The organism is Spirosoma endbachense, assembly GCF_010233585.1.
GTDB lineage: Bacteria > Bacteroidota > Bacteroidia > Cytophagales > Spirosomataceae > Spirosoma > Spirosoma endbachense.
In genome coordinates this window covers 5,838,292-5,854,179 of record NZ_CP045997.1, presented here as the reverse complement: position 1 = coordinate 5,854,179, position 15,888 = coordinate 5,838,292, and the positions used below count along the sequence as shown (strand labels likewise).

Annotated in this window: 15 protein-coding genes and 1 pseudogene; 12 read left to right on the top strand and 4 right to left on the bottom strand. The window is 46.9% G+C overall.

Going from position 1 to position 15,888, the window contains the following annotated elements:
* Positions 1-285 precede the first annotated feature (285 nt).
* Together GJR95_RS23635 and GJR95_RS23625 are read left to right on the top strand one after the other, a co-directional pair.
* Complete coding sequence (locus GJR95_RS23635) at positions 286-567, top strand: outer membrane protein assembly factor BamB family protein (protein ID WP_162388203.1); 282 nt, start codon at positions 286-288, stop codon at positions 565-567.
* A 99-nt stretch (positions 568-666) separates the two neighbouring features.
* Positions 667-1,254, top strand: coding sequence for an outer membrane protein assembly factor BamB family protein (locus GJR95_RS23625; protein WP_162388202.1), 588 nt, complete (start codon positions 667-669; stop codon positions 1,252-1,254).
* A 323-nt stretch (positions 1,255-1,577) separates the two neighbouring features.
* Here GJR95_RS23625 and GJR95_RS23620 read toward each other — a convergent pair whose 3' ends face one another.
* Positions 1,578-2,057, bottom strand: coding sequence for an RES family NAD+ phosphorylase (locus tag GJR95_RS23620; RefSeq protein ID WP_162388201.1), 480 nt, complete (start codon positions 2,055-2,057; stop codon positions 1,578-1,580).
* An 8-nt stretch (positions 2,058-2,065) separates the two neighbouring features.
* Positions 2,066-2,242 carry an MbcA/ParS/Xre antitoxin family protein gene (locus tag GJR95_RS42225; RefSeq protein WP_232540844.1) on the bottom strand — a complete coding sequence of 59 codons (177 nt, stop codon included), beginning with the start codon at positions 2,240-2,242 and terminating at the stop codon, positions 2,066-2,068.
* 453 nt (positions 2,243-2,695) lie between these two features.
* Here GJR95_RS42225 and GJR95_RS23610 point away from each other — a divergent pair, with 453 nt between their 5' ends.
* From GJR95_RS23610 to GJR95_RS23575, 8 genes are read left to right on the top strand one after another with little or no spacing between them, the layout of a single operon-like run.
* Positions 2,696-3,178 carry an MSMEG_0572/Sll0783 family nitrogen starvation response protein gene (locus GJR95_RS23610; RefSeq protein WP_162388200.1) on the top strand — a complete coding sequence of 161 codons (483 nt, stop codon included), beginning with the start codon at positions 2,696-2,698 and terminating at the stop codon, positions 3,176-3,178.
* A gap of 21 nt (positions 3,179-3,199) precedes the next feature.
* Entirely contained in the window at positions 3,200-4,171 is a 972-nt protein-coding gene (locus GJR95_RS23605) for a Nit6803 family nitrilase (RefSeq protein WP_162388199.1), read from the top strand.
* Complete coding sequence (locus tag GJR95_RS23600; protein WP_162388198.1) at positions 4,168-5,277, top strand: MSMEG_0568 family radical SAM protein; 1,110 nt, start codon at positions 4,168-4,170, stop codon at positions 5,275-5,277. The genes GJR95_RS23605 and GJR95_RS23600 overlap by 4 nt, the downstream gene beginning before the upstream one ends.
* Before the next feature lie 33 nt (positions 5,278-5,310).
* On the top strand, positions 5,311-5,895 hold the full coding sequence (locus GJR95_RS23595) for an MSMEG_0567/Sll0786 family nitrogen starvation N-acetyltransferase (RefSeq protein ID WP_162388197.1): 585 nt from the start codon (positions 5,311-5,313) through the stop codon (positions 5,893-5,895).
* 40 nt (positions 5,896-5,935) lie between these two features.
* The gene (locus GJR95_RS23590) at positions 5,936-7,201 is read left to right on the top strand and encodes an MSMEG_0569 family flavin-dependent oxidoreductase (RefSeq protein ID WP_162388196.1); all 1,266 of its coding nucleotides are present in this window, start codon (positions 5,936-5,938) and stop codon (positions 7,199-7,201) included.
* Positions 7,202-7,204: 3 nt separating this feature from the next.
* Entirely contained in the window at positions 7,205-8,158 is a 954-nt protein-coding gene (locus tag GJR95_RS23585) for a sll0787 family AIR synthase-like protein (RefSeq protein ID WP_162388195.1), read from the top strand.
* A gap of 3 nt (positions 8,159-8,161) precedes the next feature.
* The gene (locus GJR95_RS23580; RefSeq protein WP_162388194.1) at positions 8,162-8,434 is read left to right on the top strand and encodes an MSMEG_0570 family nitrogen starvation response protein; all 273 of its coding nucleotides are present in this window, start codon (positions 8,162-8,164) and stop codon (positions 8,432-8,434) included.
* A 24-nt stretch (positions 8,435-8,458) separates the two neighbouring features.
* The gene (locus GJR95_RS23575) at positions 8,459-9,373 is read left to right on the top strand and encodes a helix-turn-helix domain-containing protein (RefSeq protein WP_162388193.1); all 915 of its coding nucleotides are present in this window, start codon (positions 8,459-8,461) and stop codon (positions 9,371-9,373) included.
* Between the two features lie 276 nt (positions 9,374-9,649).
* Here GJR95_RS23575 and GJR95_RS23570 read toward each other — a convergent pair whose 3' ends face one another.
* Together GJR95_RS23570 and GJR95_RS23565 are read right to left on the bottom strand one after the other, a co-directional pair.
* Entirely contained in the window at positions 9,650-10,477 is an 828-nt protein-coding gene (locus GJR95_RS23570) for a sugar phosphate isomerase/epimerase family protein (RefSeq protein WP_232540843.1), read from the bottom strand.
* A gap of 963 nt (positions 10,478-11,440) precedes the next feature.
* Positions 11,441-12,350, bottom strand: a pseudogene (locus GJR95_RS23565) (IS982 family transposase).
* A 348-nt stretch (positions 12,351-12,698) separates the two neighbouring features.
* Between GJR95_RS23565 and GJR95_RS23560 the strand changes: the two are divergent.
* Together GJR95_RS23560 and GJR95_RS23555 are read left to right on the top strand one after the other, a co-directional pair.
* Positions 12,699-13,697, top strand: a complete 999-nt coding sequence (locus tag GJR95_RS23560) for an LCCL domain-containing protein (RefSeq protein WP_198424734.1) — start codon at positions 12,699-12,701, stop codon at positions 13,695-13,697.
* 99 nt (positions 13,698-13,796) lie between these two features.
* A complete protein-coding gene (locus GJR95_RS23555) occupies positions 13,797-15,656 on the top strand; it encodes a leucine-rich repeat domain-containing protein (RefSeq protein WP_162388190.1) in 1,860 nt (619 codons plus the stop codon).
* Positions 15,657-15,888: the final 232 nt, after the last annotated feature.

Below are 15,888 nucleotides of genomic sequence, written 5' to 3'. Positions count from 1 at the left end.
TCTTCCTAGCCCCCGTTGGCGAATACATCACTCGTAGAGCCTGCCCTTAATTTCCAGGTATGGTGCTAATGCCCCAAAGCCCAGAATGGGAATAAGGCCCCCTGGTTTTTCCAGCACCGTTTTTCCAACGGGTAGTTTTCAGAAGAGATTGGCCCATTTAGCTGCCCGAATTCGGAAAATTACCCTTAAACGGATCAACTTTACTCGGTACGGTTGCTATCTTTGGAAAGGCATTTTCTCGCCTGCTATGTTCATTCCACACCTGTATCGTTCGTTAACTTAACAATGAAAATAAATCTACTGATCAGTAGTCTAGTACTACTAGTGAGTTTCTGGCACGTAAACGCCCAATCAAATACAACCGTTTATATTGGCAGTGGCGATGGTAAATTATATGCCCTTGACGCCCAGAATGGGACAAAAAAATGGGACTATACCATAGCTTCAGGCCAGAAAGTTAATGCCAGCCCTACCGTTTCCAATGGATTGGTTTATGCGGGTGGCACCGGGGGAAACTCGTTGCGCTCGATGCCGAGATCGGCACCAAAAAGTGGGATGCCAGTGTAACAGGCGGCTTCTTTGTGTCGTCCAGCCCCGCTGTTGTCGATGGAACTCTATACATCGGCGATGGTACAGAAGATGTACTTTCCTTTAATGCAATAACGGGTGCCAAAACCAGAACGCTTTTTTACCCAAACTTCGGTTGAGTCGAGTCCGGCTGTCCTAAATGGAATACTCTACATTGGCAGCGGAAATGCGGTCTATGCATTTTTGACCCAAACGGGTGTTCAGAAGTGGCGCTTTACCTTAAGCAATCCGACTGGTTACGCCAACTCAACTCTGGCAATCGCCAATGGAATGGTATATGCCTGCAGTTTCGATAAAATGGTGTATGCGCTGGATGTACAGGCAGGCGTAAAGACATGGGAATTCGCGACGGCAAGTATCATTAACTCGAGCCCAGCGGTGGCCGATGGAATCGTTTATGTGAAAAGTAACGATGGTAAATTAAAGGCATTGGATGCCGTTACCGGCCTAAAGAAATGGGAGTTTGCTTTAGCCGCAACAACGGTTAATTCAAGCCCTACCGTAGCAAATGGCATCGTTTATAGGCTCCAGCTTAGACACGTTTTAGAAAAGTGGGTAATGTGTCGATACGTCCAGAAAATTACGGGGCGGATTTACGGCAACGGCCTGCTCGGGCGGACCCGGATTGTCGCAGTAGTCAGTACGGGACTGTCCCAAACGTGTTAGCAACCCCTGGCAATTGCTAAGTCCATATTCACGTTAAGGGTTATAGCTCCTTCGGATTAGCCTCTATCAGTTAATCGGTAATGCCTCTTAGCCATTGCTACTTGAGCGCATCTGCCACAGATTAGCATTGAGCAGTATGGGAAATAGATTTATTCCAACGATACCCGTTTCCTGGCTAACTTGTCCTGGGTATTCAATAATACCCGCACAATCATTCGATTTCAGGACGGGTCAGGCTGCACCGTTCTTTTAATCGTCCGATTCGAATCTGAACCTGATGCGCAATAAAGAAATAACTGTAAACGACAATCAGTCGCATACGCTTAATAAAAACGAGCGTCTATTGGGAAAGCGGACGTCCGGGCTACGGTTATTTGTCCAAATGATGCGTGTGCCGGGTGAAGCAAATAGTTAAATGAGTCTGGTACTACCGCAGAAGGCACGCCAATCGCTAACACATCAGGCTTGGCCAACCAGGTTGCTATGGCCTGATGATTCACACTAAAATCCGCTTCGTTCCGCCAATCAGTTGGCAAATCTGAATCCTTAAGCAGACGTGGTTGTTCGGGCAGTACCAGCGTCAGGAGTACTAGTCGGGGTAAGTCGCTATAGGGTAAGGATCGTAAGTGGACGATCTGTTCCAGCAAGGCCAATTCAGGGCTAGCTGAGGTGTAAAGAATACCCACACCAGGCGGATTCCAGCGACCACCTAATCGTCGCGCTCCTTCTGCCGAAAGTGGTGTACTTAGAGAACGTTCTTTAATAAGCCGGTACACACGAACCGTCGATTCAATTGAGGTCATGCCAAATTTTAGGAGTAGACGCCATGTTCAATGCGCCCCAACACGGTATGCACCATGCTAAAGCCAATGGTGGTATCTAAGAGCGTAACGGGTGCCTGGTGTCGGAGTTCCGGTAAAGGCCCATGTAGCCAGCGACTCAGTACGTCGGTGCGACCATCAAAAACATCCAGTCCGTGCTTTATCAATATCTCCAGTAAAAGGAGTCGCTCTGATGCATTACTATCTAATCGAGCATCTGGCCGAAGCCGATGTAATAAGGAACGCTATAAGCATCCAGTAACACTTGTAATATCCAACGCTCGACAAAGGAAGTAAAAGGCTGACCTATACCTTAATCAGCTATAGATTAAGAAAAGATGAACTAGTCCAGCCCGGTAACAAGCCTCGGAAGCTACTTCATTATCCTGCTGTCAGGACTCCTGTTCAAAAACCTGGTAGCACTCTACATCATCTCCGTTTAAATGCCTAAAATCTGTATTGTAAAATTTATAGATTTTATAAAACTGGTTTATTTTCAATGATAAATTCCAGTTTTTATGTAAAAACCTCCAGAAATATCTTTAAAATCAAATCTTTTTAGGGATTAATTTTGAGAAAATAAATAAAAACAGTTTAAAATCAAACTTAATCGCTTTGCTATGCCTAATGTTGATATTGCCCAACACAAGACAGGAGATTTCTTTGTCGACTATGAAGAAAAGGTGTTTGAGGATGTGAAAGCCGAGCCCGGTCAAAAGGCGCTGGTAACCTTCCACACCGTCGCTTTTGAAGGATCTATTGGTCTGGTTAACATCCTGACCGCAACTCGTCTGCTCCGTAAAGGCTTCGAAACGTCTATTCTTTTGTATGGTCCTGGCGTGTTGCTCGGTGTACAACGGGGGTTTCCGAAAATTGGCGATGAAGCGTTTCCCGGTCATATGGCTTATTCCGACAGGCTACTAAAATTCATTGCTGAGGGTGGGAAAATATACGCCTGTCGTTTTGCCCTACAAGCACTATATGGCATGGGTGAGCCGAACTTACTGCCAGGAATTATCCCCATTAGCCCGCTTGACGTGCTTGACATTCAACTTCTGCACCGCAAAGAAAGCGCATTCATTTTCGACACCTGGACATTATAAGTCTGGCTAAACAGCTCTCCTATGGCCTCTAAGTCTGTTATCAAAGCTGCGGCTGCTCAATTGAAACCGGTATTGAATGATAGCCTTGCCACCACTGAAAAAATTTGTGACATGATTCGCGCAAGCGCTTCTCAGGGGGCTAATATCATCGTATTTCCTGAAACATGCGTACCGAATTACCCGTACTTTTCATTCGTCCTCCCGCCTGTTCTACAGGGGCCCGAGCATCTGGCCTTATATAACGAAGCAGTTGTCATACCTGGGCCCATTACGGCACTTGTTGCCTCTGCAGCAAAAGAATGTGGAATCGTCGTCGTATTAGGCGTCAATGAGCGGGACTATGGTACGTTGTACAATACCCAGCTTGTTTTTGATACGGATGGCCAGATTGTGCTCAAACGACGAAAGATTACACCCACCTATCATGAACGAATGATTTGGGGGCAAGGCGATGGCAGTGGGCTAAAAGCAGTTGATACGACGATTGCCCGGATCGGGGTGCTGGCCTGCTGGGAGCATTACAATCCGCTGGCCCGGTATGCCCTGATGGCCGACCATGAAGAGATTCACTGTAGTCAGTTTCCGGGCTCGCTCGTGGGGCCAATCTTTGCCGACCAAATGGAAGTTACCATGCGTCATCATGCCCTGGAGAGTGGCTGTTTTGTCATCAATGCAACGGGCTGGCTGGACGACGAGCAGATTAAATCAATTACATCGGATGATAAGCTGCAAAAAGCACTAAGAGGGGGCTGCAATACCATGATTATTTCACCGGAGGGGAAGCATCTGGCAACTCCGCTAACCGAGGGTGAAGGTATTCTGTATGCAGACCTCGATATGAAGCTGATTGATAAACGCAAGCGGATGATGGACTCGGTTGGTCATTATTCCCGACCCGAGTTGCTGTCTTTGGTAGTCGACAAAACGGCTTACAGACATATTGACGTCAGTGATAAGCGCATTGCCATCAAGGAAAACATTGACCAGCTATGAACACTCCAGAGTTATTGACTGAACTACAGGCGTATGGGTTACGGTTGGATGGATTCTCTGACAAGGGTGGTCGGAAAGGTGGAGCGGGCCCAACCGATCATAAAGCGGTTCGGCTGGGAGACGCCACGATTATGGTACCCGTCCATAATGCAGCCTCCTTACGATCGCCTTATTCAGCCGAAGAACCAAATTTACTGGGCGTTTCGAAGCTATTCAAAAACGAAACGTTCGTTGGGATGATCGTATTCCCAAAACAGCCTAAGTTCTATTCGTACACGACGTCCGACGGTGTTCCGTTCTGGAAAATAGCGCAACTTCATAGCCATAACGTACTGGCTACAACGGTTCTCCAGAATTGTGTGCGCTACGGCGACAAAAGCACCTCCTGTCAGTTTTGCGCTATTGGCGAGTCGTTAAAACAGAAACGGACTATTTCGTATAAGCGTCCGTTTCAGCTGGCCGAAGTGGCCAGGGCGGCTGTCGAGTTCGATGGTGTTGAGCAATTTGTTTTAACCACAGGTACACCCTCAACGCCCGACCGGGGGGCTAAAGTGCTTTGTGAAAGCGTTCGAGCTATTAAGGCAAGCGTTGATATTCCGGTTCAGGTACAATGTGAACCGCCCGCCGATTTCATCTGGTTCGAACGGCTGAAAGAGGCCGGTGCCGACGCACTGGGGATGCACCTGGAAGCAGTGGAAGAAGATGTTCGTCAACGGATCATGCCGGGTAAAGCTGAGGTTTCTATCAGCTACTACATGGATGCCTTCAAAGCAGCGGTAGCTGTGTTTGGCAGAGGTCAGGTTTCGACCTATCTGCTGGCAGGACTGGGCGATTCCGAAGAAGCGCTCATCAGGATCAGTCGTGAGCTGGTCGATATTGGGGTTTATCCGTTTGTGGTGCCGTTTGTTCCCGTAAGTGGAACGCCATTGGAAAACCACCCAACCCCAAACCACGCTTTCATGCAACGAGTCCTCTCCGAGGTAGGCAGCCTCATTGCCGAAGGGGGGATTACCTCGACAAAAATGAAAGCAGGTTGTGCTAAATGTGGGGCGTGTTCGACCCTGAAATCGTTTGAGAAAATGGCCAAAACGATGGCTCTGGCATAAGTATAGACGTTCAACCTCAAATCTGCCGTTCCCATGATTATTGAGAAACCGATCGCGTACAGAGCAAGTCATATAACGTTTGATTTTGCCCAAGATGCCTGGCAAATCAACCAATACTGGGACTTGCGCCGACAGATTTTTTGCGACGAGCAACGCATTTTTGACGAATCAGACCGCGATTCAATCGACGAAAGGGCGTTGCCAATCATTGCCGAAAGCAGTTATTCGGGTCAGTTGGATGAGGTCGTTGGTATTGTTCGCATCGATGAACGTAGCCCAGGTGTGTGGTGGGGCGGCCGACTGGGGGTGGCAAAACCGTATCGAAAACTATCCCAGTTTCAGACCTCGGGCCTATTCAACGATCAGCACCCGATTTATCCGTTTACCCAGACCATAGGCGGGTCGCTGATTTTTAAGGCTGTATCGACAGCGCTTTCGCTAGGTTGCCGGGAATTTTATGCCTACGTGCAGGAGCAGAATGTAACCTTCTTTAATCGAATGCACTGGCAAACCGGTGAGCCAAAGTACGTTTTCGGAAAACTGCATTACCACATGAAATGCAATCTCGAATTCTATACCCCTTCGCAGAAATCATTGCATCAATTGCAATTGGGTTGAGATTTCTTACGCGTTGAATCACCTGAAAATACGTACCAGTATGAAAAACCAATATGAGGTAATCGTCATTGGCGCAGGACAGGCTGGCCTCTCCATTAGCTACTTACTCAAACAGAAAGGGATTGACCATGTCGTGTTCGAGAAGAAACGAATCTCCGATTCCTGGCGAAGTTATCGCTGGGACACGTTCTGTTTAGTTACGCCTAACTGGCAATGTAATCTACCCGGCTATTCCTATACGGGCAATGATCCTTATGGATTCATGGTTAAAGATGAAATTGTGGACTTCCTGGAAGGTTATGCTGCCAGCTTTGATCCGCCGGTAAAAGAGGGTGTTGAGGTGCTGGCCGTTTCCAGGGAACCACTGACCGATTCATTTACCGTTCTAACCAATGAAGGCATCTACACGGCCAGTCAGGTGGTTGTCTGCATTGGTAATTTTCACTCGGCTCCCTTGCCAAAATTAGCCGAAAAATTTCCGACGTATATAGCGCACGTTCACTCGGCCCATTACAAAAATCCAGAAAGCTTGCCAGCAGGTGACGTACTGGTTGTGGGCACCGGGCAGTCGGGAGCGCAAATCGCCGAAGATCTTCATCTGGCAGGGCGTAATGTACACTTGTGCGTGGGTAAAGCGCCCCGGTGTGCACGGCTGTATCGGGGAAAAGATGTTGTCGAATGGCTTGATATGATGCAGTACTACGATATCCCCGTCGACAAACATCCGGAAGGTGAGAACGTACGCGATAAAACCAATCACTACGTAACCGGGCGCGATGGCGGACGCGAAATTGACCTGCGCAAGTTCGCCCTCGAAGGCATGAAACTGTATGGGGTGCTCAATGACGTAAGCGATTCAGAACTGGTTTTTGCCCCCAATCTAAAAGAGCACCTTGACTATGCCGACAAGGTATCGGAAAACATCAAAAAAAGAATTGACCAGTATATTCTCGACAACCAGATCGAAGCGCCTACCGTACCGACCTATGTTCCGGTTTGGGAGCCCGCCAGCGAAGTGACCTCTGTACTACTTGAAAATACCAATATCACCTCCATAGTCTGGTGCATTGGATTTGGAATGGATTATTCATGGCTCAAACTACCGGTACTCAACGAACGGGGACATCCTGTTCATCAACGGGGAGTTACGGCAGTAGATGGGTTGTATTTCCTGGGCCTTACCTGGCAAAACACCTGGGGCTCGGCGCGTTTCTCGGGTGTGGGCAAAGACGCCGAGTATTTACTGGAAAGTATCGAGAAAAACCTGCCAGCTACCGTTTCGGCTCTGGATTCAACTGATGCGTAATCTATGCTGCAAAACATATTGGCGTATGTGCTTGCTCAACGTTCGGTAAGCGATAAACTTACAATTGATCAGACGTATTCAACCCTTGGCGATTATGTTACTTACCAGGACCCGTTTGATCAACAGTCGCACCAGATTTTCCTCGGCGACGATTGCGCTGTAATTCCCGATGGCCACGGCGATCATCTTCTGTTTTCCTCCGAAGGAATCATTACAAGTTTTCTGGAGGCAGCACCCTGGTTTGCGGGTTATTCATCCATTATGGTCAATATCAGCGACATCTGCTCGATGGGTGGTTTGCCCATGGCGGTAACGGATGTTATATGGATGAAAGACCAGGAACAGGGCACCCTAATCTGGGAGGGTATGATGGCGGCTTCGGCGGCTTATGGAGTACCGATCGTCGGCGGGCATACCTGTTACCATACCGAGAGCCGTCATCTGGCGGTTTCTATTCTTGGTAAAGCCAAAAAATTGTTGGAAAGTAAAGGCGCCCGGCAATCCGAAACGTTACTGATGGCCGTTGATATGGATGGCAGTTATTACCAGAATTACCCCTTCTGGAATGCGTCGACCACGGCTAATCCCATTCACCTCCGGGCTAACCTGTCGCTCATGTACGAACTGGCCAACCGGGGACTTTCGGCCGCGGCCAAAGACATTAGTATGGGCGGGATCATTGGTACGCTTGCTATGTTCGTGAAAGCCTCTGGCGTTGGCGCAGAATTGTATCTGGAACAGATTCCCAGACCCGATGGTGTTGATTGGGAAAAATGGCTGATCAGTTTTCCCAGCTTTGGCTACCTGTTTACGTGTAAACCAGGTACTGAAAATGCCTGCATTGATTTGTTCACCTCACACCATATTCAATGCAAAGCAATTGGAACTATCACTGGAAATCAGAACATAGTTGTATATTTAGACAAGGAGAAATCACTCATAAACTTAATTCAGTAAATCATGCCTGAAGTGAACGTAACCATTGAATGGCCAGATAAACAGAAGGATAGTATTTATTCCCCATCGACTGTGCTGCTTCAATATATAAAATCAGGGGATTCTTTATCGATCCAGGATTTCGACGAACGAATCTCACAGGCCTTACAACTGGCTAGCCAGCGCGTTTATGAACGTTATGGCTTTGAATGTACATCGGCAATGGGCGAGTTAGCCCGATTAAAAGCACGAATGGCGTCGATCAATGATAAAAATCAGCTGATAAAAATTCTTTAATTCCTGCCTAACCGGAAGCTATTGATGACAAATAAGGACATCCCAGTATACACTATCGACACGCTATCTCTTTCTAATCAAAAGGATATACAGATCAGTCGGTTTGCTCCTTATCTGGCTGTTCATAAAAACCTGCATTTAGCTCACAAGCACGACTTTTATCACCTGATCCTGTTTTTGGAAGGTGGCGGCACTCACGATATTGATTTTCATACGTTTCCGGTACGTCCTTACCAGATTTACTTTATGATTCCAGGGCAGGTTCATAGCTGGAGTTTTGAAGGTCATGTAGATGGGTATGTCATCAATTTCTCCGGCTCCTTCTTCCATTCCTTTATGGCCCGGTCTGATTTCCTAAGCCAGTTCGCGTTTTTTAATGGCATTGTCAACGATTCGGTTGTTGATATTCCGGAGGCAATCCAATCAAAAGTAAAGCAGTATTTCGATGATCTCTTAAACGAAAGCACTGCCGATTCTACGTTCGGACTGGACATGGTTCGGGCTATTTTGATCCAATTATTCATCACGATAAACCGGCTCAATGACGCCGAAAAAAGCGAAAAGACATCCCTTCACAATTATACTATTTTCAAAAATTTCCAAAGGCTTATTGAGCTTAATTACAATACGTTACGATTGCCGAAAGAGTATGCCGGAAAACTCTTTATAACGCCGAACTACCTCAATGCCATTTGCCGTCAATTTATGGGTGTCTCATCTGGCGAGGTCATCCGAATCCGAATCGTCATGGAAGCCAAACGGCAACTGGTAAATCTGGATTTGACCGTTGCTGAAATCGCTTACAAACTTAATTTTGAAGACACATCCTACTTCACTAAATTCTTCAAAAAGCAAGCGGGTGTCACGCCGAAAGAATTTCGTGAAGCGGAAATTAAGCGGGTCAAACGAGTCAACAGCAGGCTTGGGTCAATCACCTGAATGGATTTGTGGGAATACAGTTGTGGGTTTTAACTGCCCTCCATTGGCTATGATTAACCATTGACAACCAGTTAGAATTGAACCCGATTCCCATTTCAAACAAGTTTTTAATAATTTTTGCGAAGGAGATCGGGATAACCCGCTAATTGATTTTTCGGTGCGCCTTTGCCCAATAAAAGGAAGCAAGCGCTCTCAGAAATTTAAAATATATGTATGACCAATGCGTTAATCGCTAGCTGGAATTATAGATAAGGGGATGCCTTTCGATACCCTGATTTACTTTAGTCGTTTTAGCTGATCGTAATAATAATTTTTTGTTTGACGCACAGATGGCAGATTACTCGGCTTATCTTCGGCGTCGCGCTCGACATAAATGGGACCCCGGAAGTGCTGCCGTTTCAACTCCTGAAAAATGGCCGGAAAATCCAGCACCCCTGTGCCAACCGGTACATCTTTTAAGCCAGGATCATTATAGGCCGCGATGTCTTTTAGATGGACTCCAAGAATATGGCCTTGGAGTTTTTTTAAGGCATCCACGGGATTGATCCCGCTCTTTGGCCAGTGGCCTAGGTCGGCACAGGCCCCAAAGTTTGGATGATTTTTGAGCGCAGCTAATACCGAATCAGGATGCCAATAGTGACTTACCCCTTTCCAATGTTCATGAATGGCTACTTTCATCCGATAGAGGCCGGCCAGACTGTCGATTTGATCCCACAGGTTTAAGGGCGGCTCAGCCGTGACAAATTTGGCGCCCAGTTGTTTCGCAATCTGGAATTGTTTCTGCCAGGAACTAACCGTTTTATCACCCACAATATAGACTGATTCAGCCTGCAGGCGTCGCTGATCAATCAGTTGTCTAAGTTTGGCTATACCACCTATTGAGAGCTGATTCATCGATGAATCGTTTAAGGCAGGCCCCGCTTTCTGAAATGTATTGGGCTCAATGTAGGTTATTCCGGCACTGTCCACTTTGGCCAAGGCCTCGGGGAAGTTAACCGTATGGAAGGTCCAGAGGGCAACGCCAAATTTCCATTCGTTGGCAACCGGGCCTGGCCCAGAGGTTGAGCTACCCTGTCCGAAAGCCGCGAAAGCCACTAGGATCATAAAAATGATGGGTAGATGAATTTTCATCATTAAGTTGACTGGTCATGTTCCAAAAGGGAAGGAAGAATAATGCGAACTTTTACTCACTGGATACCAAATTAAGCATGATCCTACTGTCCCCTTTAACCAGGTCAGTTCAGTATGGCAACGTTTACCCGTACCAATGATTCCATCAGTGGGGGCTGCCCACATTTGTACAAAATATTCGATCAGGTAGTAATCATATGCCAGAACCATTTCGGCCTTTAGGTCAATGTGGGTCAACCTGAAAATTGATTCGTTACGCATTCGATTGCTCTAAAACCGAACCATTCTCAATGGCGCCTAATTGCTGCACGCTTTTATATAGGGTGGTTCTGCGGAAAAGTACGCTACGGAGCACCCCGATAATTCGTCATTTGTGAGACTGGAAAAAATGCTGCTGAAGTGCCTATGGATTGATTGTACGAGCTCAGGCTTGAGCAAAAAACGTACAGCCAACTCCTGACGATTTATGTACTATATTTTAATTACACCCAATATAGGTGCTGCCTTCATGCGTTAATTTCCCACAAACGATCAGCTAGTGGCCGCTTTCTGGCACACGTGTTAGAGCCTGAAAGTGAAGAGATTATCTTTTTTGACTGTGCCGATGAGTTAGCGATTCTCCCCAACGGCTATGCATGGCGATGTGGGTAATTCAAGGCACTTCTGCTTAAGTTTAGCGCAAAATTTTCATCGAATTACTAGTGGAGGTGTATCATGAGACTTTCAACTATTGACGTACGAACTGATCGTCGCTGGCGGTTGAATACGCCATAGGCGGGCTAAACCGGTATCGTTATTTGAGTGATTGTCGGCGGTAGAACCAGGCCGCTGGAGCGGTTGTGCGTTGGGATGCGGCAGGACAGCTGAAAACTAGTGATGCACTTTTCGGTATAAGCTTTTCGGCCTTTCATACCTTAAGTTAACGTGAACTCGGGATTAGAAATGAACAGGTTTGACATAAACTCGAGGCTTAATATCGTAGAAATGATAGCCCACCAAGCCCGCTAGTGTATGCACTAAGGCGTTGATCGGCGAGCGATGGCGCGTATGGTCGATGTCCTGTACACTCATTAAAATATCATTCACTGACTCAATCAAGGCGCGTTTCTTTAACCGCAGTTTGTCATCGAGTTCAATCAACTGATTTTTCATGTTGTGGCGCACTTTGGTCACCAATCGAAGACCACGTTGATAGAACTCCTCAAAAAGTTTAGTGAGGTAACCCTTGTCCGCATAGCAACGCCCCAGCAAGCCTTTTAGCAGTCGCCGTAAGACCGTATCGTTATTGTCAGCTACGTTAGTCGGGGTCAGCATGAAGTTCATCACTTGACCTAACTCGTTGATAATCAAATGCAATTTTAGCCCATAGAACCATCCCGTTGAGGACTTGCCCCGCCCGGCCAGGTGCGCAAAAACTCGATGATTGTGGATGCGCTTGTTATCACAGACAGGTAGCTTTTTCGAGTCCGCAAAGTAGCAGCCAGTTCGCTCACTTTGCAAACACAGCCATTGAGCCAGCCCATACAAGCGGATAAGGTGGCGGGGTAGCAAGTCCAGAAAGCGGGTGTAGCTGAGCAGGTTTGGGAAGTAGCTGTGCATCTGAGATAGCACTAATCGCTCATAATAATACTGAAAGTTTTTATAGCCTGAATGGTGCCGGGTGGCCGGTGCCATAATAGACCAGTAGGGTGATGACTTCACTTGAACAAAGCTCAGGCTGACGAGTGGGTAGTCCCAGCCCATCGGCTAAAGCTCGCTGAGTTAGATACTGCTCAAAGGGTTTGAGAAAATCATCTACCGTCACAAAGATTTCAATCAGTTTTTGTTCGCAGATTTGCAGGGGCATAGGCGTTTTGTAGAGTAGAGAGTTGATTCGACACCACAAATCTACATCTACGGCTCCTATGCCTATTTCTGAGTCAGAACTAATCCCGAGTTCACGTTAAGTTAAAGAAAAGACCATTTATATCCCTAAGCGGAGTTCCTCCTTTTTTGAGACACTTGCTAGCGTTTTAGAACCATACTACCATCATTATACGCCAGTAAGTCTCCCTATAAAGCTGTACATGATAGAGTGGGCGATACATATTTTTATAGAACGGGCTTCAGTAAACCTTAAATACCCTGTACAGGGTATTTAAGGTTTACTGAAGCCCAAAGTATGTTTGTCGAAACTTTAAAAAATGGTAGTCCCATGAACCTCTCGTCCTTTAACTACCTGGCAGCGCTATTTTATTGGGTGTATTTATGCCCAACAGGGCAAGCCCAATCGCCGGGTCTGCGCTTCAATCAGGCCTGGTTGGCTACCTCTCAGTCCAATTGCATGGCCAGAGCCCGGCAGGGCCTTGCTAACGGGCAATGTCAACTCACCGGACAGGGTAGTTGGTGGCTGAGTTCGATTAACTTAACCACGCGGACGGTTGTTTGCGTCTCGTGTATCCCGGCCGGTTCCCAAACCCAGGCCTACGTATCAGCAGCAGGAACTTCCGACCCAGCGTCTGCCCAATGGGTGGACTATCTCCTAAAGTATATAGTAAATCCGAGTACCCCTTTTCCAGCCATGAGTGGCGTTGGTGGGCAGGTTCCGACGACAACGCTGCGCTTCAATCAGGCCTGGCTGGCTACCTCTCAATCCGATTGCCTGGCCAAAGCTAAACAGGGCGTTGCCAATGGTCAATTTCAAATCACAGGCCAGGGCGATTGGTGGATGGCTTCCTCCAACCAAACGGCTCGCACGGCCGTTTGCGTTTCGTGTATCACGGTTGGCGCCCAAACCCAGGCCTATGTAACGGCGGCCAGTGTCTCCGATCCCTTAGCCACGCAATGGGTGGAGTATTTGCTGAAATATATGGCAAGCGGGCAAGGTTCCACCACAACCACAACAACTACCACCGGAACCGCCATTGATTGGAACACTAGAGCTAATTTTCAAGGAGCCGAAATTGGTAAGCGAGTCACGTATAGCTGCCCGGCAGGGGGAACAGCACAAAGTGTATGGGGTACGGATATTTATACCCACGATTCCTCTATTTGTACTGCTGCTGTTCATTCAGGACTCATTACCATCCAGTACGGGGGGGGAGTAACCATCGAATTCATAGCGGGGCAATCTGCCTACACGGGCAGTACCCGGAATGGAATCACTACGAATGGTTATCAAAATTGGGGTCTAAGTTTTCGGTTTGTTCGATAAATTCATTGGCTGAGATTCAAGCCCAAGCAGCCAGAACGTAAGTGTAGTCGTTAGGGTAGTACCTTGCCCGACAAGCATCTAAGTACCTAATCCGTCACTATGCTAACTTCCCCTGAAGTAATAGCCATTCTTGAGAAAGCGAAAGCCAAGCAATCAACCTTTATTGACTTAGGTAATTGCGGCCTTACCGAATTACCAGATGAACTATTCAGTTTAACTCATCCCGTAGAAGGCATCAATTTAGGGACAGGTTATTTTGTTGGGCGAAAATGGGAACCATCCTTTCATAAAGGCAATCGAAATCAACTGGATAGCAGCCACTTACATCGATTAGTTTTTTTTGGCACTACCCTCAAAACCATTTTATTAGAAGACAATTGCATCAGCGATATTGAATTTCTGGAGCAGTTGTCTGGATTGCAGACGGTAGACCTGTGCTCCAATCAGATCACTAGCTATCAGGCGCTGGCGAAGCTAACCCACTTACGAAGCTTATACCTGAGAAACAATCAGATCCGAGATATTGGATTTTTGGCGATGCTTCCCCAATTGCGAACCTTATTCCTGAGTTCCAATCAGATCCGCGATATTGGTGTGCTGGCGATGTTGACCCAGTTACAGACCTTAGACCTAATCGCCAATCAGATTAATGAGATTGGTGCGTTGGTGATGCTGCCCGGATTGCATGCCTTGGGCCTGAGTTACAATCAGATCCGCGACATTGGTTCCCTGGAGAGACTGACCCAATTACTGACCTTAGATCTAAGCGCCAATCAAATCAGCGACTATAGTGCCCTGGAGAAACTGACCGGATTACAATCTTTAGATCTGAGTGCCAATCAAATCAGCAATATTGGATTTCTGGCCAAGCTGCCCCATTTACAGACCTTAGACCTGGGTTCCAATCAGATCAACAACATTGATGTACTAGAGCAACTGCCCCACTTACAGACCTTAAACCTAGCCTCCAATCAGATCAACAACATTGATGTGCTGGCGAAGCTGCCCCACTTACAGACCTTAAACCTAATCGGCAATCAGATCAGCGAGATTGAATTTCTGGAACAGCTGCCCGAATTGCAGACCTTGTACCTGAGTTACAATCAGATCAGTGAGCTTGAATTTCTGGCGAAACTGCCCCATTTACAGACCTTAAATCTGAACGCCAATCCCATCGGAGATATTGATGTGCTGGCGATGCTTCCCCAATTGCGAACCTTAGACCTGAGCACCAATCCGATCAGCGACTATAGTGCCCTGGAGAAACTGACCGGATTACAGAGCTTAGACCTGAGTTTCAATCAGATTCGCGATATTGGATTTCTGGCGAAACTGCCCCAATTACGGACCCTGGACCTGAGTTCCAATCAAATTAGTGACTATTGTGTGCTGGCAACGCTAACCCAATTACAAACTTTATACCTGAGTTTCAATCAGATCCGCGACATTGGATTTCTGGCAAAGCTGACCCAATTACGGATCTTATATTTGAGATCCAATCAAATCAGTGACATGGGTGTGCTGATGAAGCTGACCCACTTATTGACCTTAAACCTTGACTCAAATCAGATCCGAGATATTGGTGTGCTGTCAGAGCTAACCCAGTTACAAAACTTAAACCTGAGTTCCAATCCGATCCATGACTATCGTTTTTTGGAACAACTGACCCGCTTACAGAGCTTAAACTTGAGTTCCAATCAGATTAGTGATATTGGATTTCTGGCGAAGCTGACCCAATTGCGAGCCTTATTCCTAAGCTCCAATCAGATCGGTGATATTAGTGTGCTGGAGAAACTGACCCAATTGCATTCCTTATACCTGAATTTTAATCAACTTAGCGACATTAGTGTACTGGCCAAGCTGACCCAATTACAAAACTTAAACCTCAGCAACAATCCGATCAGTGACTATAGTGCGCTGGCAAACCTGACCCAATTGCGTTTCTTAGCTAGGCTTTAACATCAACTAGAAGTCCGCTGGGACTGAACTTGCGTGTCCTCCTTGTTTATAGCGACTAACCCAGTCATAGATTGTATTTTCGCTCCGATGGGCCAATAGGCCGCTGTAAGCGATTTGTTTGGCTGATTTGCCCAGGTAGATTTTGTCTCTGCCCCCAATTAGTTGGACAGATTTTCTGAAAAGGCGGCCGCTGCAGCGGTTGAGACAAGAACATCGGTTTCTTCCCATTTCT